Source organism: Actinoallomurus sp. NBC_01490, from assembly GCF_036227085.1.
Lineage (GTDB): Bacteria > Actinomycetota > Actinomycetes > Streptosporangiales > Streptosporangiaceae > Actinoallomurus > Actinoallomurus oryzae.
This window is the reverse complement of sequence record NZ_CP109433.1, coordinates 2,049,034-2,071,157: the sequence shown is the minus strand read 5'-3', so window position 1 is coordinate 2,071,157 and position 22,124 is coordinate 2,049,034. Positions and strand designations below refer to the sequence as shown.

26 protein-coding genes are annotated in these 22,124 nt (G+C 72.1%); 15 read left to right on the top strand and 11 right to left on the bottom strand.

All coding sequences use genetic code 11. The annotated features are described in order from the left end of the window. Positions 1–5: 5 nt before the first annotated feature. Positions 6–1,217, bottom strand: a complete 1,212-nt coding sequence (locus OG417_RS10280) for an FAD-dependent monooxygenase (protein ID WP_329253199.1) — start codon at positions 1,215–1,217, stop codon at positions 6–8. 75 nt (positions 1,218–1,292) lie between these two features. Between OG417_RS10280 and OG417_RS10275 the strand changes: the two genes are divergently transcribed. Beyond that, the gene (locus OG417_RS10275) at positions 1,293–1,847 is read left to right on the top strand and encodes a TetR/AcrR family transcriptional regulator (RefSeq protein WP_329253196.1); all 555 of its coding nucleotides are present in this window, start codon (positions 1,293–1,295) and stop codon (positions 1,845–1,847) included. 16 nt (positions 1,848–1,863) lie between these two features. Here OG417_RS10275 and OG417_RS10270 read toward each other — a convergent pair whose 3' ends face one another. Further along, entirely contained in the window at positions 1,864–2,334 is a 471-nt protein-coding gene (locus tag OG417_RS10270) for an MSMEG_6728 family protein (protein WP_329253193.1), read from the bottom strand. A 254-nt stretch (positions 2,335–2,588) separates the two neighbouring features. Here OG417_RS10270 and OG417_RS10265 point away from each other — a divergent pair, with 254 nt between their 5' ends. Next, positions 2,589–3,833 carry an RNA polymerase sigma factor gene (locus OG417_RS10265; protein WP_329253191.1) on the top strand — a complete coding sequence of 415 codons (1,245 nt, stop codon included), beginning with the start codon at positions 2,589–2,591 and terminating at the stop codon, positions 3,831–3,833. A gap of 271 nt (positions 3,834–4,104) precedes the next feature. Here OG417_RS10265 and OG417_RS10260 read toward each other — a convergent pair whose 3' ends face one another. Then, the gene (locus OG417_RS10260; RefSeq protein ID WP_329253189.1) at positions 4,105–4,344 is read right to left on the bottom strand and encodes a hypothetical protein; all 240 of its coding nucleotides are present in this window, start codon (positions 4,342–4,344) and stop codon (positions 4,105–4,107) included. A 517-nt stretch (positions 4,345–4,861) separates the two neighbouring features. On the opposite strand from OG417_RS10260, the gene OG417_RS10255 reads away from it, so the two are divergent. After that, on the top strand, positions 4,862–6,394 hold the full coding sequence (locus OG417_RS10255) for an MFS transporter (RefSeq protein ID WP_329253186.1): 1,533 nt from the start codon (positions 4,862–4,864) through the stop codon (positions 6,392–6,394). After that, positions 6,378–6,989, top strand: coding sequence for a TetR/AcrR family transcriptional regulator (locus tag OG417_RS10250; RefSeq protein WP_329253183.1), 612 nt, complete (start codon positions 6,378–6,380; stop codon positions 6,987–6,989). The genes OG417_RS10255 and OG417_RS10250 overlap by 17 nt, the downstream gene beginning before the upstream one ends. 46 nt (positions 6,990–7,035) lie before the next feature. Here the strand turns inward: OG417_RS10250 and OG417_RS10245 are convergent, their stop codons facing one another. Beyond that, positions 7,036–8,208, bottom strand: coding sequence for a S53 family peptidase (locus OG417_RS10245; protein WP_329253180.1), 1,173 nt, complete (start codon positions 8,206–8,208; stop codon positions 7,036–7,038). A 176-nt stretch (positions 8,209–8,384) separates the two neighbouring features. Next, positions 8,385–9,632 carry a S53 family peptidase gene (locus tag OG417_RS10240; protein ID WP_329253177.1) on the bottom strand — a complete coding sequence of 416 codons (1,248 nt, stop codon included), beginning with the start codon at positions 9,630–9,632 and terminating at the stop codon, positions 8,385–8,387. A 267-nt stretch (positions 9,633–9,899) separates the two neighbouring features. Here OG417_RS10240 and OG417_RS10235 point away from each other — a divergent pair, with 267 nt between their 5' ends. Beyond that, positions 9,900–10,451, top strand: a complete 552-nt coding sequence (locus OG417_RS10235) for an RNA polymerase sigma factor (protein ID WP_329253174.1) — start codon at positions 9,900–9,902, stop codon at positions 10,449–10,451. Beyond that, positions 10,448–11,566 (top strand): CU044_5270 family protein, encoded by a 1,119-nt coding sequence (locus tag OG417_RS10230; protein WP_329253171.1) that lies wholly within the window; start codon positions 10,448–10,450, stop codon positions 11,564–11,566. The genes OG417_RS10235 and OG417_RS10230 overlap by 4 nt, the downstream gene beginning before the upstream one ends. A 50-nt stretch (positions 11,567–11,616) precedes the next feature. Here the strand turns inward: OG417_RS10230 and OG417_RS10225 are convergent, their stop codons facing one another. Next, positions 11,617–12,033 carry an SDR family NAD(P)-dependent oxidoreductase gene (locus tag OG417_RS10225; RefSeq protein WP_329262225.1) on the bottom strand — a complete coding sequence of 139 codons (417 nt, stop codon included), beginning with the start codon at positions 12,031–12,033 and terminating at the stop codon, positions 11,617–11,619. Then, the gene (locus OG417_RS10220; protein ID WP_329253168.1) at positions 11,997–12,443 is read right to left on the bottom strand and encodes an SDR family NAD(P)-dependent oxidoreductase; all 447 of its coding nucleotides are present in this window, start codon (positions 12,441–12,443) and stop codon (positions 11,997–11,999) included. The genes OG417_RS10225 and OG417_RS10220 overlap by 37 nt, the downstream gene beginning before the upstream one ends. Before the next feature lie 78 nt (positions 12,444–12,521). On the opposite strand from OG417_RS10220, the gene OG417_RS54255 reads away from it, so the two are divergent. The 9 genes from OG417_RS54255 (at position 12,522) to OG417_RS10180 (ending at position 19,284) form a co-directional block, all read left to right on the top strand. Then, positions 12,522–12,605, top strand: coding sequence for a putative leader peptide (locus OG417_RS54255; protein ID WP_425551000.1), 84 nt, complete (start codon positions 12,522–12,524; stop codon positions 12,603–12,605). Positions 12,606–12,682: 77 nt separating this feature from the next. After that, complete coding sequence (locus OG417_RS10215; protein ID WP_329253166.1) at positions 12,683–13,507, top strand: ABC transporter permease; 825 nt, start codon at positions 12,683–12,685, stop codon at positions 13,505–13,507. Continuing rightward, positions 13,480–14,241 (top strand): ABC transporter ATP-binding protein, encoded by a 762-nt coding sequence (locus OG417_RS10210; protein ID WP_329253163.1) that lies wholly within the window; start codon positions 13,480–13,482, stop codon positions 14,239–14,241. The genes OG417_RS10215 and OG417_RS10210 overlap by 28 nt, the downstream gene beginning before the upstream one ends. Then, entirely contained in the window at positions 14,238–15,233 is a 996-nt protein-coding gene (locus tag OG417_RS10205) for an ABC transporter substrate-binding protein (RefSeq protein WP_329253160.1), read from the top strand. The genes OG417_RS10210 and OG417_RS10205 overlap by 4 nt, the downstream gene beginning before the upstream one ends. Then, positions 15,230–16,336, top strand: coding sequence for an LLM class flavin-dependent oxidoreductase (locus tag OG417_RS10200; RefSeq protein WP_329253157.1), 1,107 nt, complete (start codon positions 15,230–15,232; stop codon positions 16,334–16,336). Before OG417_RS10205 ends, OG417_RS10200 begins: the two co-directional genes overlap by 4 nt. Positions 16,337–16,400: 64 nt before the next feature. Then, the gene (locus tag OG417_RS10195; protein ID WP_329253154.1) at positions 16,401–16,922 is read left to right on the top strand and encodes an NADPH-dependent FMN reductase; all 522 of its coding nucleotides are present in this window, start codon (positions 16,401–16,403) and stop codon (positions 16,920–16,922) included. Then, positions 16,919–17,407 carry a flavin reductase family protein gene (locus tag OG417_RS10190; protein WP_329253150.1) on the top strand — a complete coding sequence of 163 codons (489 nt, stop codon included), beginning with the start codon at positions 16,919–16,921 and terminating at the stop codon, positions 17,405–17,407. The genes OG417_RS10195 and OG417_RS10190 overlap by 4 nt, the downstream gene beginning before the upstream one ends. 81 nt (positions 17,408–17,488) lie before the next feature. Beyond that, positions 17,489–18,370 (top strand): MEDS domain-containing protein, encoded by an 882-nt coding sequence (locus OG417_RS10185; RefSeq protein ID WP_329253147.1) that lies wholly within the window; start codon positions 17,489–17,491, stop codon positions 18,368–18,370. Beyond that, on the top strand, positions 18,367–19,284 hold the full coding sequence (locus tag OG417_RS10180) for a sensor histidine kinase (RefSeq protein WP_329253144.1): 918 nt from the start codon (positions 18,367–18,369) through the stop codon (positions 19,282–19,284). Before OG417_RS10185 ends, OG417_RS10180 begins: the two co-directional genes overlap by 4 nt. A 37-nt stretch (positions 19,285–19,321) precedes the next feature. Here the strand turns inward: OG417_RS10180 and OG417_RS10175 are convergent, their stop codons facing one another. The 4 genes from OG417_RS10175 to OG417_RS10160 all read right to left on the bottom strand — a co-directional run bounded on the left by OG417_RS10175 (position 19,322) and on the right by OG417_RS10160 (position 22,047). Further along, positions 19,322–19,783 (bottom strand): hypothetical protein, encoded by a 462-nt coding sequence (locus tag OG417_RS10175; protein WP_329253142.1) that lies wholly within the window; start codon positions 19,781–19,783, stop codon positions 19,322–19,324. A gap of 90 nt (positions 19,784–19,873) precedes the next feature. After that, the gene (rdgB, locus tag OG417_RS10170) at positions 19,874–20,467 is read right to left on the bottom strand and encodes an RdgB/HAM1 family non-canonical purine NTP pyrophosphatase (protein ID WP_329253139.1); all 594 of its coding nucleotides are present in this window, start codon (positions 20,465–20,467) and stop codon (positions 19,874–19,876) included. Then, on the bottom strand, positions 20,464–21,183 hold the full coding sequence (gene rph / locus OG417_RS10165) for a ribonuclease PH (RefSeq protein WP_329253135.1): 720 nt from the start codon (positions 21,181–21,183) through the stop codon (positions 20,464–20,466). Before rph ends, rdgB begins: the two co-directional genes overlap by 4 nt. A gap of 114 nt (positions 21,184–21,297) precedes the next feature. Continuing rightward, the gene (locus OG417_RS10160) at positions 21,298–22,047 is read right to left on the bottom strand and encodes an MBL fold metallo-hydrolase (RefSeq protein ID WP_329253132.1); all 750 of its coding nucleotides are present in this window, start codon (positions 22,045–22,047) and stop codon (positions 21,298–21,300) included. Positions 22,048–22,124: the final 77 nt, after the last annotated feature.

The following is a 22,124-nucleotide window of genomic DNA, read 5'->3' as shown; positions in this document are numbered from 1 at the left end:
GGGGGTCAGATGCCTTTCGTGGCCGCGTAGTCCTTGACGGTCATCGAGTCGTGCAGGCGCACGCCCTTGGAGTTGAGGTGCGCCGCCGCGCGGCTGACTCCGGCGGGCAGGGCGGATACCAGCCGTACGCCCTGCGTCAGGGCCCAGAGGCCGGCGCGGGAGCCCGGGATGAGGCTCTTGGCCGCGGTCAGGGCGAACCTGCGGCTGCCCTGGACGAGATCCATGATCGCGCGCTCGTACGCGGGGAAGGCGCGTTCGTGGTCACCTCGCGCCTCGGCCAGTTCGCCCGCGAGCACGTACGCGCCGAGGACGGCCAGGCTCGTGCTGCCGCCGACGGCGGGCCCCGGGCAGTAGCCGGCGTCGCCCGCGAGCGTCACCCGCCCCCGCGACCAGGTGTCCATGCGGAGCTGGGTGATCGAGTCGAAGTAGAACGCCGGTGTGTCGTCGAGCAGGGCGAGCCAGCCGTCCACGTCGGCGTGCATCCCGGCGAACGCCTCGCGCAGGATCTCCTTCTGCCGCCGTACGTCGCGATGGTGGTAGTCCAGTTCGCGGACGCTCCGGAACAGGAAGCTCACCCGCGCGTCGTCCAGCTGCCGCGCGCCGTACATGCCGGCCATCCGGCCGACGTCGATGTGCACGATCGACTCTCCGTCGAGGTCCCGGTCGTTGGGCGCCGACATCACGGCCAGGTAGGCACCGATGAACCTGCTGAACCGGGACTCCTCGCCGAAGACCAGGCGCCGCACGTTGGAATGGAGCCCGTCCGCGCCGATCACCAGGTCGAAGCGCCGCGGCGCGCCGTTCTCGAAGGTCACCTCGCCGTCGGCCGAGATGGAGGTGATGGAGTCGCCGAAGACGTACTCGGCGTCGTCGCGGGTGGCGTCGTAGTAGATCTCGCTCAGGTCGTCCCGCATGATCTCGACGTGCCGGTCGGAGGTGGCGTGGAACACCTTGGTGAGGTCCACGGTCACCGGCCGCCGGACGCCCGGCCGGTGGACGGTCATCCGGTCCGTGCCGGTCTTCATCTTCTCGATGCGGGATATCACGCCCATCTTCTCGGAGATGTCCATGGCGGGTCTGAACAGGTCGACGGCGTGGCCGCCCGCCTTGCGCAGGCGGGGCGCGCGCTCGACCACCGTGACGGTGAAGCCGTACCTGGTCAGCCAGTAGGCCAGCACCGGCCCGGTGATGCTGGCGCCGGAGACGAGGATGCGCATGAGGCTCCTTACTTAACGATAGGTAAGTAGCGGCATCGTAGCTTACCTATCGTTAAGTCAGCTAGGGTGAGATCCGTGTCCAAGCCGTCCGACACCAAGCAGCGCATCCAGATGGTCGCGCGGGAGCTGTTCGCCGAGAAGGGCGTGCAGAAGACCAGCCTGCAGGAGATCGCGAACCGGCTCGGCATCACCAAACCGGCGCTGTACTACCACTTCGCCTCACGCGAGGACCTGGTGCGCAGCATCGTGCAACCGCTGATCGACGACGGCGAGGCGTTCGTCTCGCAGCAGGAGGCGCTGGACGAGGTGGAGCCCCGGGCTCTGCTCGAGGGCTACTTCGACTTCCACCACCGGCACCGCGACGGCATCGTGTTCGTCCTGACGGAGCTGACCACGCTGACCGAGCTCGGCCTGATCGAGACGGTGCTGACCTGGCGCGAACGGCTCGCGACCCTGCTGTTCGGCCCCGAGCCCACGCTCGACCAGGCGACCCGGGCCGCGCTGGCCCTGGGCGGGCTCCAGGACTGCACGATCCAGTTCCCGCACGTGCCGACCGGACCACTGCGCAAGGCCACCGTCGACGCCGCCTGCGCCGCGCTCGGGCTCTGCGAGGACGGCCTGGCCGGCTGACCGCCGACCCGCCTGGTCAGGACGACGCGCCGGCCGGGCCGGGCCACACGTAGGGCAGGTCGGCGGGGACCCCGGGAAAGAGAGGGCCGTAGTAGGCCGGGTCCTTGCGCACCAGGGCCGACTGGTGGCTGCGATGGAACTCCGGATCGCCCAGCCAGCGGGGCAGAGCGCCGGCCCGGCCGAGCGCGGCCTGGCTCCGGGGCGCCTCGAGATCGAACGTCGCGCGCAGCTCCGCCACCAGCGCGGCGGCACACGTGTCACGCCGGCCCGCGCGGCACCACTGGCGGCAGATCTCCAGGCCGTAGCGGGTCAGCGCCTCTTCACAACCCGCCCACATCCGCACCGCCGGATGATGCCGCCAGCCGTAGCCCGGCACGGTCAGACCGCGCAGCACCTGCAACGCCTCGACCCGCTGCTTGCCCAGCCGCCGCTGGTCGAGCACCCGAGCGCTGGCGGCGAAGCCGGCATACGGCAGGAATGTCTGCACGGCGCCTCCTGTCCCCCATGGCGCCGGACCCGCTCGGCGACGCAGAAGACGCGGAGAAGACGTACGCCGCGCAGGCGACTCCGGCACCGACCACGCGCCCCGACGGAACCTACCCGCCCCCGGCCGGCGGACCGATCCTGTCCTCTGGCCAGGCTATCGTCCGACGTATACGAAACCGCCCAGGTCATCCGGCCGGACGACCCAAGCCGTCGGAAGGGAGCGCCGGTGAGCGCGATCTCAGGTAGGGCGGGGCGGTGAGTGGGGAGTCTCTGGAGGGCCTGCTGCGTCGCCTCGCGCCGCAGGTGCTCGGGGCGCTCATGCGGCGGCACGGGGCGCTGGATCCCTGTGAGGACGCCGTGCAGGAGGCGCTGCTCGCCGCCGCCACCCAGTGGCCGCAGGACGGTGTTCCGGACAATCCGTACGGCTGGCTGGTCACCGTCGCCACGCGGCGGCTCGTCGACTGGGTGCGCAGCGACAGCGCCCGGCGCCGGCGGGAGGACGCCGACCTGTTCACCACGCCGCCGTCGATGCGCGTCGCCCCGCCCGCCGACGAGCCGCCAGAGGGCCGGGACGACTCGCTCACGCTGCTGTTCCTGTGCTGCCATCCGGCGCTCTCCCCGCCCTCGCAGATCGCGCTCACCCTGCGCGCGGTCGGCGGTCTGACCACGGCCGAGATCGCCCGGGCGTTCCTCGTACCCGAGGCGACGATGGCGCAGCGCATCAGCCGCGCCAAGCAGACCATCCGCAAGGCCGGGGCGACCTTCTCCCTGCCGCCGCCGGACGAGCGCGAGGAGCGGCTGCGGGCGGTGCTGCACGCGCTCTACCTCATGCTCACCGAGGGGCACACCACGACCGCCGGGCCGGTGTTGCAACGGCACGACCTCACCGGCGACGCCCTGCGCCTGACCCGCCTGCTGCACCGGCTGCTGCCGGACCACGGCGAGGTGGCGGGGCTGCTGGCGCTGATCCTGCTCACCGAGGCGCGCCGCGACGCGCGTACCCGCGAGGACGGTTCGCTGATCCCGCTGGCCGAGCAGGACCGCGGCCGGTGGGACCGCGCGCTCATCGAGGAGGGCGTCGCGATCGTCACCGCGGCGCTGTCGGGCGGCGACCGGCTCGGGCCGTACCAGATCCAGGCGGCGATCGCCGCGGTGCACGACGAGGCCCCGAGCGCAGAGGAGACGGACTGGCCGCAGATCGTCGCGCTGTTCCGCCTGCTGGAGGGCATCGCACCGGGGCCGATGGTGACGCTGAACCGGGCCGTCGCCGTCGCGATGGTGGACGGGCCGGAGGCCGGGTTGAAGATCGTGGACCCGCTGGAGGCGGACGAGCGGATGGCCCGGCACCACCGCCTCCACGCCGTACGCGGCCACCTGCTGGAACGGGCCGGACGGCCGGACGAGGCCCGCGAGAGCTACCGTACGGCGGCGCGGTACGCGGAGAGCGCGCCGGAGAAGCGTTACCTCCAGGACCGCGCGGAGGCCCTCGTGGGCGGCTGACCGGAAAATGTCAGACCCTCTCCGTACCGTCGCAGGCGGGGAATCAGGATGAGGGGTCGGCCGTGACGCCCGACGCCGCCATCCGACCGCGCCGGGCCGCGCCGGCCGGCTTCCTCGAGGCTCATCGAGCCCGCAGAGGACCGGCCCGCCGCCGGGCACCTCGCCGCCGCACGCCGGGGCTGCGGCGCGGGGAGGTCGCGATGCTCGTCGGCGTCGGCGTCACGTCTTCGCCCCGGCTCGATCGGGGCCGATGCCGGGCGCCGGGGATACGTCAGGAGGTCGCGACCGATCCGTCCGCCGCCACGGACAGCCTGCCGACCAGCGCGTTGCCTTCACAGTGCGGGCCGCCGATATGCGGATGGCGAAGGGCGACCGTACGGAACACCGAGAGCGACGTCACGCCGCCCGGCCCGGTCACGGTGACCGTCACGGCGACGCGCCGGAGCCGTCGTGCGATGGAACCAGACGCGACGCCGCAGGCCGCGTCGGCGCGCAGACGCGATTCACACACCAGCGCTGCGCCCGGGGATGAGCGGCCACGTACGCGGAGACGTCGACCTGGACGCCGCTTCGCGGCACGATCACCGGACACGCAGGCCCGGTCGTGCCACCGCAGCCCGCGACGACCAGAGCCGGCACGCAGGCCGTTAAGGCCGTACGGACGCGAGAAGCGGCGGGGCGGCGACGGCCGGCATCGGAAGACACGGTGACCGCGATGGCGGACGGCATGCCGGTGACCGGAACGCCAGGAGATATCCGGGGCATTTCCACTCTTCGGCATTGCACTTCGCGGAATCCACGCCATCGCTCCGACACTAGCCGTGCACGACTCGTCCACCCGGCACCGATCGTGGAATGCGGCACGACGCTGTACGGCGGAGTCGCAGCGTTCGCCCCGTTACGTCTGCGCCCGGTGTCGGGCGAGACGACCAGGAAAGCCCACGGCGCTGACTTCGCCTCGTCCGGACCTCATTTGGGAGTAGCCTATATTTTAGTAGTCGACTCTCAAAAGATGGCGAGGTGTCACGATGGCCTCAGGGATGCGGCGTTGGTGGGCGGTCGGGGCGATGGTGCTCGCGGTGCTGGCGGTCGGGTTCGACGTGACGATCCTCAGCCTGGCGCTGCCCGCGCTCGCGACCGGACTCGATGCCTCCACCTCCGAGCTCCAGTGGTTCGTCGCCGCGTACACCCTGGTGTTCGCCGCCGCGATGATCCCCGGAGGCATGCTCGGCGACCGGTTCGGCCGCAAGAAGATGCTGGTCGCCGCGCTGGTCGTGTTCGGCGTCAGTTCCCTGGCGGCGGCGTACGCCCCGTCGGCCGGAGCGTTCATCGCCGCGCGGGCCGTGCTGGGGCTCGGCGGCGCGGTGATCCTGCCGATGGTGCTCGGTGTCGTGCCGACGCTGTTCGACGCTCGCGAGCGGCGGCGGGCGATCGCCATGGTCATGGCGGCGGCCATGGTCGGCTATCCGGTCGGGCCGATCCTCGGCGGCTGGCTGCTCGGCCACTTCTGGTGGGGGGCGGTCTTCCTCATCAACGTGCCCGTCGTCGTGCTGGCGGTGGCCGCCGTCCTCGCGTGGCTGCCCGAGTCGCGTGCGGCGCGGGCGCGGCGGCTCGACCTGCCCGGCATCGCGACCTCCAGCGCCGCCCTCGCCGCTCTCACGTACGGCGTGATCCAGGCCGGGCAGTACGGCTGGGGCGACGTGACGTCCGTCGCGCCGCTCGCCGGAGGCGTCGTGCTGATCGCCGTCTTCGTGCTGTGCGAGCGCCGGACCGGCGAACCGCTGGTCGACCTCCGCCTGTTCCGCGAGACGGGGTTCACGGTGGGCACGCTGCTCAGCACGGCGGTGAACTTCGTCATGTTCGGGGTCCTGTTCGCGGTGCCGCAGTACTTCCAGGCGGTCCTCGGCACCGACGCGATGGGCGGCGGCGTACGGCTCCTCCCGCTGATCGGCGGGATGCTGGCGAGCGCGGTGGTGGCCGACCGGTTCGCGGCGCGGGCGGGCGCGCGGGGCGCGGTCTGCCTCGGGTTCGCGCTGCTGGCCGGCGCCATGTTCGGCGGAGCCACGACGGCCGCGGACAGCGGATTCGGCCTGGCCGCCGCCTGGACGACCGTCGCGGGGCTCGGGCTCGGCTTCGTGATGCCGGTCGCCATGGACGCCGCCATCGGCACGCTGGACGAGGAGCGGAGCGGTGTGGGGTCGGCGCTCATCCAGGCCGTGCGCATGGTCGGCGGCAGCCTCGGCGCGGCGATCCTGGGTTCGGTCCTCAACGCCGGTTACCGCGGGCGCCTGGACCTCACCGGGCTCGCCCCGCCCGCGGCGCGGGCCGTACGCGAGGGCGTCTACGGCGGCCTGGAGGTGGCGCACCGCACCGGGCGGGAGGCGCTCGCCGGGCAGGTACGCGCGGCGTACACCCACGGCATGGACCTGTTGCTCGTCGTCTCCGCCGTCCTCGGCCTGCTCTGCGCGCTGGGCGCCCTGCTCCTGCCGTCCCGGCGTGCCGGTCGGGTTGGGCCGGCCGGCTCCGAACGGCCACAATCGGACCATGAGGCAGCCGTCTGAGTCCACGGGGCTACGGGAACGCAAGAAGGCACGGACCCGGGCCACGATCCAGGAGCACGCCCTGCGCCTGTTCCTCGCGCAGGGCTATGACGCCACCACCGTGGAGCAGATCGCCGAGGCGGCCGAGGTCTCCCCCAGCACGGTCTTCCGCTACTTCCCGACCAAGGAAGACCTGGTCATCACCGACGACTACGACCCGGTGCTGATCGCCGCCTTCGCCGCCCAGCCCGCCGGGCTGAGCCCGATCCAGGTGCTGCGGAACGCCATGCGGATGACGTTGGACGACATGCCGGCCACCGAGCTCGCCTTCCACCGCGAACGCATGATGCTCACGATCTCCGTACCGGCGCTCTGGGGCGCCGGCCTCCGCAACCTCACCGACTCTCTGCGGATGCTGACCGAGATGGTGGCCGCGCGGGAGGAGCTCCCGGTGGACGACCCGGCGGTCCGTACGTTCAGCGGCGCGGTGCTGGGCGTGTTCATCGACATCATGCTCCGCTGGCCGCGGGATCCGGACATGGATCTCGGCGCCACGATCGACCGCGCGCTCGCCCACGTCGAGGCCGGCCTGCCGTTTCCGCCGAAGAACGGTTGAAACGGGCCCGGCGCTGTGACGCCGGGCCCGTTACCGCGTGCCCGTCTCAGAAGGCTCCGGTGCCGTTCGGCGTGCCGAGGCCGGTCGGGCCGTCCCAGCCGGCCCGCGCCGTGCAGAGCTGCGCGGTCGAGCAGGAGCCGTTGGACCCGGACGTCACGTCGAACAGGGCGTCCTTGTGGGCGTACGGCGTGTTGTTGTCGACGTCGGAGGCGTTGCCGGCGAGACCGTACACGCCGCCGATGATCGGCGCGGCGACGCTGGTGCCGCCGAAGACCATCCAGCCGCTCTGGCCCTGGTAGGCGGTGCTGTCGTAGACGGCGACGCCGGTGGCCGGGTCGGCCACGGCGGAGACGTCGGCGACGGCGCGCCCGGAGCAGCCGGTGTCGGCGTCCGCCTGGCCCGACAGCGCCGGGTTCTGGTCCGAGCAGCCGCTGCCCGCGCCGTCCCAGACGGTCTCGTCCCAGCCGCGGCTGTTGCTCGCCTTCTTCAGCGAGGTGCCGCCGACCGCCGTGACGTACTGCGAGGAGGCCGGGTACTCCACGCCGTAGCCCGAGTCACCGGAGCTGACCGTCATCGCGACGCCGGGGTGGTTGTAGTACGAGCCGTAGTCGTCGTCGGAGGCGTCCGAGCCGCCGTAGCTGTTGCTGACGACGTTCGCGAGCCCGGCGGCCGTGTTCACCGCCGCGCCGAGGTCGGCGAAGGACGCGGAGTCCGCCTCGACCAGGACGATCTTGCAGTTCGGGCAGACCGCGGAGACCATGTCCAGGTCCAGGGAGATCTCCTGCGCCCAGCCGCCATCCGTCTTCGGGTAGGACGTGCCGCCCTTCTGGTCGACCTTCTTGAAGCAGCCGTTCGCGGTCGTGCACGCCGGCAGCCCGTACTGGCTGCGGTAGACGCCGAGGTCGGCCTCTGCGGTCGGGGCGTCGTACGCGTCCACGATCGCGACCGTCTGGCCCGAGCCGGCGCTGGAGGACGGCAACTTGTACGCGCCCTGCAGGTCGGCCGGGGCGAGCCCGGACGGGGCCGCGGCCTTCTCCCGCAGCGACCTGGCGCTCATGGCGATGTCGCTGCGGACGAGCGCCGTGCAGCTCGCCCGTCCCTTGTGCACGGTGGCGCACGCGTGGTGGTAGGGCACCGCCGCCTGGGCCGGTGCGGTGAGGAAGGGGACCAGGGCGAGGATCAGTCCGCCCAGCACGGTCCCGGTGATGCGTCGTCGCATGTGCTCTCCTTCTCAAGAGCGAGCGGGGGGTACGACGCGACGATCTTTACACGATCCTTACCAAGGACAACAGGGACTAATTACTGATTAGTGCTGTCAACATCTCCCCGACCGAAAGACGACGGCCGTACGCGGCTCTCCGGAGAGAGCCACGTACGGCCTGGTCAAGCCGCCTGTCAGAAGCCTCCGGTCCCATTGGGCGTGCCGAGCCCGGTGGGCCCGTCGTAACCGGTTCCGGCCGTGCACAGGTAAGTGCCGCCGCAGCTTCCGTTCGAGCCGGAGGTGACGTCGAACAGCGACGAGGTGTGCGCGTAGGGATACGACCCGTACGTCGTCGAGCCGGTGTTGCCCGCCAGCGCGTACACGCTCGCGATGATCGGCGAGGACGCGCTCGTGCCGCCGACGGCGGCCCAGCCGTCCAGGCCCTGGGCGAGCCCGAGCGAGATCAGCAGGTCGCAGAAGGAGCTGGTCCCGCAGCTGTTGTAGGTGTCGTAGACGCCCACGCCGGTGGACGGGTCGGCCACCGCCGAGACGTCGGCGACCGTGCGCTTGGCGCAGGCGGTGTCGTGCTGCCACGACGGCTTGGGCTCGTACGCCGAGCAGCCCGACCCCGCCCCCGACCAGGCCGTCTCGGTCCAGCCGCGGCTGTTGCTCGCCTTCTTCAGCGTCGTGCCGCCCACCGCGGTGACGTACTGCGACGAGGCGGGCCAGCTGACGCCGTAGCCGGAGTCACCGGAGCTCGCCGTGACCGCGATGCCGGGGTGGTTGAAGTGGGCGTCCGCGGCGAGGATCGTCGAGTCCTCCGCGCCGCCGTAGCTGTTGGAGATGGCCACGACGCCGCTCGTGGCGGCGGCGGTGTCCACCGCGGCGCCGAGCGACGCGTCGGTCGGCTCGTCGGCCTCGACCAGCAGGATGTGGCAGCCGGGGCAGATCGCCGAGACCATGTCCAGGTCGAGGCTGATCTCCTCCGCCCAGCCGTAGTCGGCGGCGGGCAGGGGCGAGGCCTGGCCGTTCTGGTTGACCTTCTTGAAGCAGCCGTTGGCGGTCGTGCAGGCGGGCAGCCCGAGCTGGGACCGGTAGTGGGCGAGGTCGGCCTCGGCGTTGGGGTCGTCCTGCGCGTCCACGATCGCGACCGTACGGCCGGCGCCGCTCAGGCCGGCCACCTTGTACGCCGACTGCAGGTCGGCCGGGAGCAGCCCGGTCGGGCTGGTGACGGTCAGCGGCGCGATCCTTCCGTTGCTCGCGCGGTGCGCCCGGATGCGCCCGAAGCAGTGCAGTCGCCCGGCGCCCGTCGCCGAGGCACACCCGAACCCGACGCTGAGCTTCGACGTGCTCGTGGCGGCGTCGGCGGAGGAGACGGAGGACAGAGTAAGGACCATTGTGATCATGACCGTGAGGACGACGGCGAGTCTTCGGGGGTGCAAATCCGACCTCCTGGACAGGGACTGATCTCTATCCCGAACGCGGAATACCGCGTCACGGTCAATAGCCGTAAAGCCCTTGAGCAAGCCGAAACTAACCCATACATCCGAAAGGTCCTACGGCTTGGCCGGAAGCGGAAAGTTCCGGCACGGACACGGGCGGCGACGCCCCCGTACGGTCCACTCGCGAGGAATCCTCGGTCGCTCACGTAATCCGGTAGGGCGTATCGCGACTTCTCGAGGTATGGCCCCGAGAAGAGAGGAGGTGGCGTGGACGAGCGAGAGGCCCGATTCACCCGCCTCTATGAGACGTACTACCGCAACGTCTTCGGCTACGTCGTCCTGCGGGTCGCGCCCCAGGCCGCCGAAGACGTGACCGGCGAGGTGTTCACGATCGCGTGGCGAAAGATCGATGAGGTTCCCGAGCGTGCCCTGCCGTGGTTGCTGGGCGTGGCGAAGAACCTCGCCCGCCGGTCGCACGGCGCGACCGGCCACGAGCGCGGCCTGGTCGACCGGCTGGCCGGCCTGACCACTGACGCCGACCGGCACGCCTGGGACGCCGCGGACCACGTCGTGGCCCGCGACCAGGCGCTCGCCGCCCTGCGCGCGCTGTCCCCCAAGGAGGTCGAGGCGGTGACGCTGACCGCCTGGTACGGGCTCGAGCCCGCCGAGGCGGCCAAGGTCGCCGGCTGCTCACGCACCGCCTTCACCGTCCGGCTGCACCGTGGCCGCCGCCGGCTGGCCAGGGCACTCGACGCATCCCCCGACCCCGCCACGGAGGCACCCGCTCCGCGTTCCCGAGTCATTCAGGAGAAGCCGTGAAGCACGACGAACTCGACCGGGTGGTCAACGCCCTGCGGCCCGCGACGGTCGACGAACTCGCCGACGCCGCCTACGAACGGCGTCCCGACGCGGCGCTGGTCCGCGCGCGCGCCGGCACGTCCGCCCCGAGCCCGCGTCCGGCCCGGACACCGTGGCCTGCCCTTGCCCTCGGCGCGACCGCGGGGGTGGTGGCGGCGGCGGTACTGGTCGCCGGCTCGCTGTCCGGCGGTCACGGTGGTCGCCGCAACGGACCGAGCGGAACCAGCGGTGCCCGTACGTTCCTGCTGGCCAGCGCGGAGACGGCCGCCAGGCAGCCCGCCACCCACGGGACCTGCTGGTACTCCCGCACCCGCATGTGGCAGGACCTGGTGCCCTTCAAGCTCGGCCCCGGCGTCCCGACTCCCAAGGTGGAGCGCCGCCGTACGTTCCAGGCACGGACCGCGAGCAGCACCGAGGACTGGAGGTGCACCCTGCCGGGCGGGACCGGCATGCGGTTCCGTACGCACCTGCCGCTGGACGTCCGGGTCACCTTCCCCACCAAGAAGGACGAGGCGGCCTGGAAGGCGGCGGGCTCTCCGCCGCTCGACGTCAACGGCGGCACGACGGCCACCAAGCCGCACACGGTCACGTACGACAAGGGCTCCCACCTGGTGAACCCCGAGATCGGCTCCCACGAGATCGAGTGGCGGACCGTGCCGAAGCTGCCGGCGACCAAGAGCGGCCTGGAGGCGTACCTGCGGAGGCTGTGGCAGCAGGACCGCAAGGGCGGCGCGCACGGCTACACGGCCCCCGCCGACTTCGGCCAGTACGTCTTCGTCAGCGCCTGGGACCTGTTCATGGCCCCGACCACCCCCGGCACGCGCGCGGCGCTCTACCGGATCCTCGCGGACTCCTCCTCCGTCCACCTCACCGGCCGGATCCGCGACCGTGAGGGCAGGTCCGGCGTGGGAATCACCGCCCAGGGAACGGACGTACGGCTCGTGGTGGATCCGGCGACCGGCCGGCTCCTCGACTACGAGCAGCTGCCCGACCTCGCCCGGGGGGCCGCCGGCGAGTACCTGGCCTTCGAACGCCAGGGCTGGGTGGACCGGATCGGCACCGTTCCCTCCTCCTGAGGAAGCGATGGCGGCGGGCGCGCACCGCGACTCGATGGCGCGCCCGCCGTCTACGGGTTCGCCCGGAAGAACCGCCCGGCGAAGCGCTCCGCCAGGCGGAAGGGATCGTCGCCGCCGAGGCGGGCCAGCCGCCGCATCGCCGCGGGTGACAGGCGGGACAGGGCGTACGCGCCCCACGCTCCCGCGGTGACCGGCACCAGCGGACGGTCGCGTTCGATGGCCCGTACGATCGCCCTCGCGACGGTCTCCGGGCCCGGCGCCCAGCGGCCCGCGAGGCGCCCGGCCAGCTCTCCCCGGCGCGTCCCCTCCGCCGGGTCGACGCCCGCGTACCGGGCCGCGCGGTAGATGCCGGTCGCGATGAATCCGGGGCACACCGCGCTGACGCCCACGCCCGTGCCGGACAGCTCGGCCCGCAGGCTCTCGCTGAGCATCAGCACGCCGGCCTTTGTCGCGCCGTACGCCGGCAGGACCCGCGTCGGGGTGTACGCCGCCGCGGAGGCGCGTTGACGATGTGCCCGCGCCCGCGTTCGAGCAGTTGCGGGCCGAAGAACAGGCAGCCGTGCACGACGCCCAAGAGGTTGACGTCGACGATCCGCCGCCAGTCCGCGACCGTGTGGTCGAAGAACGACCCGCCGATACCGATGCCCGCGTTGTTGACGAGGACGGCCGGCGCGCCGTGCTCCTCGCGCACCCATGCCGCGAACCGCTCCATCGCCGCCGCGTCGCTCACGTCGACCCGGTACGAAACGCCCACCTCGGCGGCGCGCTCCTCATCCACGTCGGCGCAGATCACGGTGAGCCCGCGGGCGCCCAGGGCCAGCGCCGTCGCCCGTCCGATACCGCTCGCCGCCCCGGTGACGACCGCCACGACTGCCATGCCGTCGATCGTACCGAGCGGGCGATATTCCCTATATTACCGGTTGACTTTATCGGATGACTCGCTCACGATGGGCGCGTGAGTACAGGTCAGCTCCTCGTGACGCGCCCGCACGTCGATCTCCGGCGGCAGGCCAGCGCACTCTGTGCGCCGTCCTCCTGATCCCCGCAGCCAACGATCCTCGGCTTCCGGAGCGCCTTCCGCTCCGCACAACTCACGCTCAAAGGGTTCTGTCTCTCATGTCCTCACCTGCCCTCGGCCTCGGGCCGGCCCGGCGGGCCGTCCGAGAACGTGTCCGCGTTCCGCGGTCGCCCGGCCTCCAACGGCTCATCAGCCCGATCGTCCTTCTCCTCCTCTGGCAGGCCGCCAGTTCCTCCGGCCTGCTGCCCCAACGCCTCATCGCCGCGCCCGTGAAGATCGCCCGTACGGCGGTCGACCTGACCACCGACGGCACCCTCCCGAACGCGATCGGGGTGTCGCTCCAGCGAGTCGTCGAAGGCTTCGTGATCGGGGCGGTGGCCGCGGTCGCGCTGGCCCTGGCCGCCGGCCTCAGCCGCGTCGGCGAGAACGCCATCGACCCGCCCATGCAGATGCTGCGTGCGCTGCCGTTCTACGGGCTCATCCCGCTGTTCATCCTCTGGTTCGGGATCGGCGAGACGCCCAAGGTCGCGCTCGTCGCGCTCGGCGTCGCGTTCCCGCTCTACCTCAACACCTACGCCGGCATCAGGGGCGCCGACGGCAGGCTCATCGAGGCGGGACGGACGCTGCGGCTCGGCCGCACCGCGCTCATCCGGCACGTGATCCTGCCGGGCGCGCTCCCCCAGACGCTGGTCGGGCTGCGGCAGAGCCTCGGCGTCGCCTGGCTCGCGCTGATCGTCGCCGAGCAGGTCAACGCCGACGCAGGCCTCGGCTACATGATCAACGACGCCCGCGAGTTCATGCGCACGGACGTGATCGTCGTGGGGCTGATCGTCTACAGCGCCCTCGGGCTGCTCACCGACGCCCTCGTACGCCTCATCGAGAGAAGGGCACTGGCATGGCGACGCGCCTTCCAACCCGCGTAGTTCCAACCCGCGCAGCGACCGAGCACGAAGCACCCGGACACACCGCGCGGGTTCGCGGGCTCAGCCGCGCCTTCGGCGGACGCACCGTCCTCGACCGGCTCGACCTGGACATCGAGCGCGGGGAGTTCGTCGCGCTGCTCGGCCGCAGCGGCTCGGGCAAGTCGACCCTCCTGCGCGCGCTGGCCGGCCTCGACCGGGACACCACCGGCGAACTCACCGTCGACGGCACCGTGGCGGTCGCCTTCCAGGAGCCGCGCCTCCTGCCGTGGAAACGGGTGATCGACAACGTCGCCCTCGGCCTGCCGCCCGGCGGCCGGGCACGGGCCCGCGACGCGTTGGACGAGGTCGGCCTCACCGCCCGCGCCGACGCCTGGCCGCTCACCCTGTCCGGCGGCGAGGCGCAGCGCGCCTCCCTGGCCCGCGCCCTCGTACGCGAACCCGGCCTGCTGCTGCTCGACGAGCCGTTCAGCGCGCTCGACGCCCTGACCCGCATCACCATGCACCGGCTCGTCCTCGACCTGTGGGACCGCCACGCGCGCGACACCAGCGTGCTGCTCGTCACCCACGACGTGGACGAGGCGCTGCTCCTGGCCGACCGGGTCCTCGTACTCGGCGAGGGACGCATCGCGCACGAGTCACGGATCGAGGCCGAGCGGCCGCGCCGGATCACCGACCTGACCGCTCTGCGCGCCCGGCTGCTCGGGCAGCTCGGCGTCGAGGAGGGGACCCGATGAGACGGTTGCTTCCCCTGCTCGGCGCGCTCCTCGTCCTCGCGGGCTGCGGCGGTACGGACGGCGCCGAGAACGCGGCGATCCGCAAGGACGGCTCGGTCGACCTGAGCAAGGTGACGCTGCACGTCGGCGACCAGAAGGCGGGGTCGCAGGCGCTGCTCCAGGCCGCCGGCGGGCTCACCGGCGTCAAGTACCGGATCGCCTGGTCGCAGTTCACGTCCGGACCGCCGCTGCTCGAGGCCGCGAACGCCGGCGCCATCGACATCGGCGCCGTCGGCAACACCCCGCCGATCTTCGCCGCCGCCGCCGGATCCAAGATCAAGATCGTCGCGGCGGGCGCCCAGAACCTCGCGGCGCAGGCGATCCTGGTGCCGAAGAACTCCCCGATCCGTACCATCGCGGACCTCCGGGGCAAGAAGATCGCGCTGGCCAAGGGCAGCTCCGCGCACGCGCTCCTGCTCGGCGTGCTGAAGAAGGCCGGCATCGCCTTCGGCGACGTCCGGCCGGAGTACCTCCAGCCCGCCGACGCACTCTCGGCGTTCAGCGGCGGCAAGGTCGACGCCTGGTCCATCTGGGACCCCTACACCGCGCAGGCCCAGGCCCAGACCGGCGCCCGCATCCTGGTGTGGGGCAACGGGTTCGGCACCAACTACAACTTCAACGTCGCGGCCGCCAAGGCGCTGAAGGACAAGGCCAGGGTCGCGGCGATCCACGACTATCTGAGCCGCCTCGAACGCGCCACCCTGTGGGCCTCCACCCACCCGGACGAGTGGGCCAAGACGTGGTCGGCGCAGATCGGCCTGCCCCTGGCGGTCGCCAAGGTCGCCGCGCACCGGCGGATCACCAAGCCCGTGCCGGTCGACGACACCATGATCGCCGGCGAGCAGCCGCTCGCCGACGCCTTCGCCGACGCCAAGCTCATCCCCGGCCGCTTGAAGATCGCCGACTTCGTCGACCGGCGCTTCAACGACATCGTTCCCGGAGGCTCGTCATGACGACTTTTCACTGGTTCCTTCCTACGGGCGGTGACGGCCGCAACCTCGTCGGCGGGGGGCACGGCGCCGCGCGGCGCGGGGTGCAGCGGCCCCCGGACATCGAGTACCTCGCGCAGATCGCCCGCTCGGCCGAGCAGCTCGGCTTCGAGGGCGTGCTCACGCCCACCGGCACCCAGTGCGAGGACGCCTGGCTCACCACCGCCGCGCTCACCCGCGAGACCGAACGCCTGAAGTTCCTCGTGGCCTTCCGCCCCGGCGTGCTGTCGCCCACGCTCGCCGCGCAGATGGCGGCGACCTACCAGCGCCTGTCGCGCGGGCGGCTGCTGCTCAACATCGTCACCGGCGGCGAGACGGCCGAGCAGGCGCGCTTCGGCGACCACCTCTCCCACGACGAGCGGTACGCCCGTACGGATGAGTTCCTGGCCATCCTGCGCGGCGCGTGGAGGGGACGGCCGTACGACTTCAACGGCGACTACTACGACGTGGAGGGCGCGACGGTCTCCACGCCGCCGGACCCGCTCCCCCGGCTCTACTTCGGCGGATCCTCGGCGGCGGCCGGGCCGGTCGCCGCCCGGCACGTGGACGTCTACCTGACCTGGGGCGAGCCGCCCGTCCAGGTGAAACGCAAGATCGAGTGGATCCGCGAGCTCGCCGCCCGCGAGGGCCGTGAGATCAGGTTCGGCATCCGGCTGCACGTCGTGACCCGCGACTCGGCCAAGGAGGCGTGGCGGGCCGCGGAGCGGCTGCTGGACGAGCTCGACCCGGCCGAGATCGCCGCCGCCCAGGAGGGCCTGGCGCGCAGCGAGTCGGTCGGCCAGGCGCGGATGCGCGCGCTGCACGAGGAGTATCGGACCGGCGGGTCCGCCCACGACCTGGAGATCTACCCGAACCTGTGGGCCGGCGTCGGCCTGGTGCGCGGCGGCGCGGGCACCGCGCTCGTCGGCAGCCACGCCCAGGTCGCCGAGCGCATCGCGGAGTACGCCTCGCTCGGGCTGGAGGAGTTCATCCTGTCCGGCTACCCGCACCTGGAGGAGGCGTACTGGTTCGGCGAGGGCGTGCTGCCGGAGCTGGGCCGCCTCGGCCTGCTGAAGGAGGCCGCGTGAGATCGTTCCTGCTCACACCCGCCGCGTCAGGCCGTACCGGCTCCGGCCGGGAAGGCGGGACCGCGTGAGCGCCCCGGCGCCGACCCGGCACGGCGGAGGCGTCGTCGCGCTGGTCGGGAACCCGCGCCCGGCGTCGCGTACGCACGAGGTCGCCGTACGTGCGGCGCGCGCCCTCGCGCCGGGCACGACGCCCGAGGTCATCGACCTGACCGCGCTCGCCCCGGTCCTGCTGGGCCCCGCGCCCTCGGCCGCGGTCGAGGACGCGGTCGAGCGCGCCGGTTCGGCCGGGCTCCTGGTCGTGGCGAGCCCGACGTACAAGGGCACGTACACCGGCCTGCTCAAGGCGTTCCTCGACCGGGTGCGCTCGCTCGCCGGGGTCACCGCGGTTCCGCTGCTCGTGATGGGCTCCCCGCGCCACGCGCTCGCCGTCGAGGTGCACCTGCGCCCGCTCCTGGTCGAGCTCGGCGCGACCGTGCCGACTCCCGGCCTCGCGGTCGTCGAGTCGGACCTGGGACGCATCGACGAAATCCTGGCGGAATGGGCGGCCGCGCTGCGGATACCGGAGGCGGTATGGGCTCGCGATTGAGTCAGACCCCGATCGTGGACGCGGCGCGGTTCCGCCGGGCGCTGGGCCGGCACGCCGCGGGGGTGGTCGTGGTGACGGGCCCGGGCCCGGTCGGGATGACGGCCACCTCGCTGACCTCGGTCAGCCTCGACCCGCCGCTGGTGTCGTTCTGTGTGAACCGCGACTCGGCCACCTGGCCGGACCTGCGCCAGGCGCCGTACTTCGCGGTCAACGTGCTCGGGAGCGGCCAGGCCGCGCTCGCGGCGCGGTTCGCCGTGCGTGGCATCGACCGGTTCGCGGCCCCGACCCGCTGGCGCGCGGGCCCGTACGACGTGCCGATCCTGTCCGGAGTGACGGCCCACCTCGTCTGCGAGCCGTACGACACCATCGCGCTGGGTGACCACTGGCTCGTCGTCGGCCTCGCCGTGGGCTCCGAACTCGGCGATTCGGGCGAGCCGCTCCTGTACCACCATGGCCGGTACGGGCGCTTCGATCCGCATACGTAAGCAGTACGAGTGAAAGAGTCGTCACGGTGAGTCGTTGGCTCTAAGCTATGGTCACTACCGGAGCCCGCCGGGGTGGAGCCCATGGAGACCTGGTTCGCCGAACGATCCGTTGGGCAGCTGCTGCCCGGAGATCACGCCTGGTTCTCCTACTCCAGCCAGGAGGAGCAGGACCACGTCATCGGCACCTTCCTGCGCGACGGGCTCCTGACGGCGGACAAGGTCATCTACGTGGCCGACGCCGACCCGCACGAGCTTCCCGGCCTGCGCCGCGGTGACGGCCTCGACCTCGACGGCTACGTCCGCACCGGACAGCTCGCCGTCCTCCCCCGCGCGGAGACCTGCCTGACGGCCGGGGTCCTCGACCCCGGCCGGATGGCCGCCTCGTTCGAAGACGCGCTGGCCCGTGCGGCGCGCGACCGGTTCCGCGGCGTCCGCATCACCGCCGACATGACCTGGGCGATCCGGCAGCGCAGCGGCCGCATGCGCGTGCTCGACTGCGAGGCCGGCGTCGACGCGGCCATCGCCCCCAGCACCACCGCGATGGCGATCTGCCAGGTCGACCGGCGCTCCTGCACGCGTGACGAGCTCACCGCACTCAAAGAGACACACGAGGTTCTCGTGGGCGCCGATCCGGAATTCGACGATGGAGTCCTCACCATCACCCGCATGTTCGCGCCGCGCGGGCTCCGCCTGAAGGGTGAGCTCGACGGCGCGCGGCACACGGTGTTCGCCGAGGCCCTGCACGCCGTGACGGCCCAGGGCGGCGACATCCACCTCAACCTTCGCGACCTGCGCTTCATCGACCTGGGCGCGCTGAACATGATGGCCGGCGCGGCGATCCGCATGGCCAGCCGCGGCAGCCTGACCCTCGACGAGCCGCCGCCCGACCTCACCGAGGTCGTCCGGCTCGTGGGCGGACCGATGCTTCCCTGGCTGAAGATCGGCACGGGTGAGCGGCCATGACGAAGTTCACTCACCGCGCCATGGTCTACGCCGACGAGCGGACCTTCCTCGACGCCGCGGCCCCGTTTCTCCGCGACGGGCTGGCCGCCGACGAGGTGGTGCTCGCCGTCGCGCCCGGCTCCTCCCTCGACCTTCTGCGCGAGGCCCTCGGCGCCTCGGGCGTGGAGTTCCGCGACGCCGTGCACTGGTACTCCCAGCCGACGCGCACCATCGCGGCGTACAGCGCCGTCATCGACCAGAACCCCGGCCGGCGCATCCGCGTCCTCGCCGAGCCCGGCTGGGGGGGCGGCTCATCGGCCGAGATCGCCGAGTGGGTCCGCTACGAGTCGATCGTCAACCAGGCGTTCGCGCAGATCGACGCGTCCGTGCTGTGCCTGTACGACGCACGCACCACAGCCGCCGCGGTGCTCGACGGCGCGCTGCGCACCCACCCGGAGGTGCTCGGCGAGTCCGGCCCGCACGCCAACGAGGCCTACGCCGATCCCGCCACGATCTACGCCGAGATCGACCGGCGGCCGCTGCCGCCCGTCCCCCCGGACGCGCAGGAGATGCCGGTCGACGACATCGACCTGCGGCGCCTGCGCGCCTTCGTCGGTGACCACGCCGAGCGCCACGGTATCTCCTCCGCCCGCCTGCACGACCTGCTCGTGGCGACGACGGAGGTCGCCACCAACGCGATCCGGCACGGCCTGCCCCCGGTCACCTGCCGCACGTGGGCGGACGACGGCGACGTGGTGGTCGACGTGACGGACGGCGGCCACTGGCAGCCGGAGGGCCTGCCGGGTTTTCTGCCGCCGGACCCGTTGGTCCGCGCGGGCTTCGGCCTGTGGGGCGTCCGCATGCTGTGCCCGCTGGTCCAACTGCGTACGGGCCCGGACGGCACCGACGTCCGCCTGCGCGTCCGCACCCGCTGAGTGCCGGCCCGGCGAGCAGCCGTGCGCGCGGAGGCGTCTAGATGTGGGCGCAGAGCATCTCCGCCCGTCCCCCGACCACCTTCTGCAGGCGCTTGGCGGTACGCGCGGTGTCCGGCGTGACGTCCCACCGCCGGTTGTCGGAGACGGACGCGAGCTTGACGCCCGTGCCGCAGACGGCCTTCATCACCTGCTTGAAGACCTGCTCCGACGGATAGACCTCGATGTTGACCTGCTCGCCGTTGACCGTGCAGGTCACCTTCTTGCCTCCCGCCACTTCGGCCGGGCGGGGCTTCGCACAGCCCAGACCGGCATTCTTGATCTTCTGGGCGATCTGCATGGGCGTCGTGTAGCCGGTCTTCGCGGCACCGGCCGCGGCGGACCGGGTCTCGGCCGGTTGCGCCGGGGCGCCGGAGCCACCGCCGTGCGGGTCGCCGGAGGACGAGCCACCGCAGCCCGCAGCGAGGATCGGCAGGGCGAGAAGGAACGCCGTCCGGCGCATGATCAGTCTAGACACGGTTGATTGACGTCTGAGGCGCCTTTGTCGTTGTCATGCCTCGACGTCCTAATTGTGGCGACTTGGTAGCGGCAGCTATGAGGTCGTCGGCCGCTGTGCCAGGCGTTCGGCCAGGGCGCGGAACGCCTTGCCGCGGTGGCTGATGGCGTCCTTCTCCTCCGGGGAGAGCTCCGCGGTCGTACGGGTCTCGTCGTCCGGGACGAAGATCGGGTCGTAGCCGAAGCCGTGCGTGCCGCGGCGTTCGCCGATGAGGTGGCCGGACAGCTGGCCTTCGACCGTGTCCTCCTCGCCCGACGGCCAGGCGACGGCGGCCACACAGACGAAGCGGGCGCCCCGCAGCTCCGGCGCGACGTCCGACAGCTGCCCCAGGAGCAGATCGATGTTGGCCTCGTCGTCGCCGTGCCGGCCCGACCAGCGGGCGGAGAAGACCCCCGGCATGCCGTTCAGCGCGTCGACGCACAGGCCGGAGTCGTCGGCGACGGCGGGCAGGCCGGTGTGCGCGGCGATCGCCCGCGCCTTGAGCAGGGCGTTGCCCTGGAACGTCAGCTCGGTCTCCGGGACGTCGGGCGCGTCCGGGTACTCGTCCAGGCCGACCACGTCGACGCCGTCGAGGATCCGGCGCAGCTCGACGATCTTGCCCTGGTTGCGGGTGGCGAGAACGACCTTCACGAGGCCAGGACCTCCTGCTGGATGCGGGTGAGCTCGGCGCAGCCGCCGGCCGCCAGGTCGAGCAGCGTGTCGAGCTCCGTACGGTCGAAGGGCTGGCCCTCGGCCGTGCCCTGGACCTCGACGAAGCGGCCGTCGCCGGTGCAGACGACGTTCATGTCGGTCTCGGCCCTGACGTCCTCTTCGTAGCACAGGTCGAGGCGGGGTTCGCCGTCGATGATGCCGACGCTCACCGCGGCGACGGAACCGACGAGCGGGCTGGACTTGAGCATCTTGCGGTCGCGCATCCAGGCGACCGCGTCGGCCAGGGCGACGTACGCCCCGGTGATCGCGGCCGTGCGGGTGCCGCCGTCGGCCTCCAGCACGTCGCAGTCGAGCAGGATGGTGTTCTCGCCGAGCGCCTTGAAGTCGACGCAGGCCCGCAGCGACCGGCCGACGAGCCGGGAGATCTCGTGCGTACGGCCGCCGATCTTCCCCTTGACCGACTCGCGGTCGTTGCGCGTCGTGGTGGCGCGCGGCAGCATGGCGTACTCGGCGGTGACCCAGCCGAGTCCGGAGTCGCGGCGCCAGCGGGGCACCGAGCCCTGCACCGTGGCGGCGCACAGGACGCGGGTGCCGCCGAACTCCACGAGGACCGAGCCCTCCGCGTGGGTAAGCCATCCGCGGCGGATGGTGACGGGGCGGAGCTGGTCGGCTGAACGATCGTCGGGACGAGCCATGTCGTTCACCCTATCGAGACCGGACCGCCGGTCGCGGCGGCCCGGCGCGATCTCCGGGACCCGTCTCGGAGCCTCCCTCCGCGCGGTGGGACGGCAGGGGCGTCGAGCCGGAGTCTAAAGCTCGTAAACGGCTCCTTGGCTGGCCAGTTCGATGTGACCTCGATATCCGCTGGACTTCGCCTCGGCCAGGGTGTGGCCGGGGTCGTTCCACGGGACGAGGTGGGTGAGGACGAGCCGCCCGGCGTCCGCCCGCGTGGCGTACACACCCGCCTGCCGGGCGGTGAGGTGCAGGTCGTCCGGCAGCCCCTCCCGCTCGACGAAGGACGCCTCGGCGAGCAGCAGGTCGACGCCGCTCGCCAGGTCCACGAGCGCCTCGCACTCGCCGGTGTCGCCGGTGTAGGCGAGGGCCGCGCCCCCGTGCTCCACGCGGAAGCCGTACGCCTCGACCGGATGGTTCATCGTCGCGGCCGTCACGGTGAACGGCCCGACCTCGAACGTCCCCGGTGCCAGGGTGCGGAAGTCGAACGCCTCCGACATGCCCGGCTCGGGGTCCAGGTCGTACGCGCGCGCCATCCGCTCGGCCACTCCGTCCGGCCCGTAGACCGGGATGCGTGGTTTCAGGCCGTCCGGTGCGTACTTGCGCGCCACCCAGTAACCGCAGAGGTCCAGGCAGTGGTCCGCGTGCAGATGAGTGAACAGAATCGCATCGATGTCATAGAGGCCGATGTGGTTCTGCAGGGCGCCGAGGGCACCGCTGCCGAGGTCGAGCAGCAGCGCGAAGCCGCCGGCCTGGACCAGATAACACGAGGCAGGGCTGTCCGGCCCCGGAAAGCTCCCCGAACAGCCGATCACCGTAATCCGCACGTTGCCGGCCTCCTCACGTCGCCCGGAAGCAGGACGATCGGTTCCGCTGTCGCCTTCGTGCGTCATCCACCTGGATC

Excerpts from the sequence above, each read along its gene's own strand:
- OG417_RS10280 (WP_329253199.1), bottom strand. The coding sequence starts at position 1,217 with ATGCGCATCCTCGTCTCCGGCGCCAGCATCACCGGGCCGGTGCTGGCC.
- OG417_RS10255 (WP_329253186.1), top strand. The coding sequence starts at position 4,862 with ATGGCCTCAGGGATGCGGCGTTGGTGGGCGGTCGGGGCGATGGTGCTC.
- OG417_RS10250 (WP_329253183.1), top strand. The coding sequence starts at position 6,378 with ATGAGGCAGCCGTCTGAGTCCACGGGGCTACGGGAACGCAAGAAGGCA.
- OG417_RS10245 (WP_329253180.1), bottom strand. The coding sequence starts at position 8,208 with ATGCGACGACGCATCACCGGGACCGTGCTGGGCGGACTGATCCTCGCC.
- OG417_RS10220 (WP_329253168.1), bottom strand. The coding sequence starts at position 12,443 with ATGGCAGTCGTGGCGGTCGTCACCGGGGCGGCGAGCGGTATCGGACGG.
- OG417_RS10215 (WP_329253166.1), top strand. The coding sequence starts at position 12,683 with ATGTCCTCACCTGCCCTCGGCCTCGGGCCGGCCCGGCGGGCCGTCCGA.
- OG417_RS10210 (WP_329253163.1), top strand. The coding sequence starts at position 13,480 with ATGGCGACGCGCCTTCCAACCCGCGTAGTTCCAACCCGCGCAGCGACC.
- OG417_RS10205 (WP_329253160.1), top strand. The coding sequence starts at position 14,238 with ATGAGACGGTTGCTTCCCCTGCTCGGCGCGCTCCTCGTCCTCGCGGGC.
- OG417_RS10200 (WP_329253157.1), top strand. The coding sequence starts at position 15,230 with ATGACGACTTTTCACTGGTTCCTTCCTACGGGCGGTGACGGCCGCAAC.
- OG417_RS10185 (WP_329253147.1), top strand. The coding sequence starts at position 17,489 with ATGGAGACCTGGTTCGCCGAACGATCCGTTGGGCAGCTGCTGCCCGGA.
- OG417_RS10180 (WP_329253144.1), top strand. The coding sequence starts at position 18,367 with ATGACGAAGTTCACTCACCGCGCCATGGTCTACGCCGACGAGCGGACC.
- OG417_RS10175 (WP_329253142.1), bottom strand. The coding sequence starts at position 19,783 with ATGCGCCGGACGGCGTTCCTTCTCGCCCTGCCGATCCTCGCTGCGGGC.
- rph (WP_329253135.1), bottom strand. The coding sequence starts at position 21,183 with ATGGCTCGTCCCGACGATCGTTCAGCCGACCAGCTCCGCCCCGTCACC.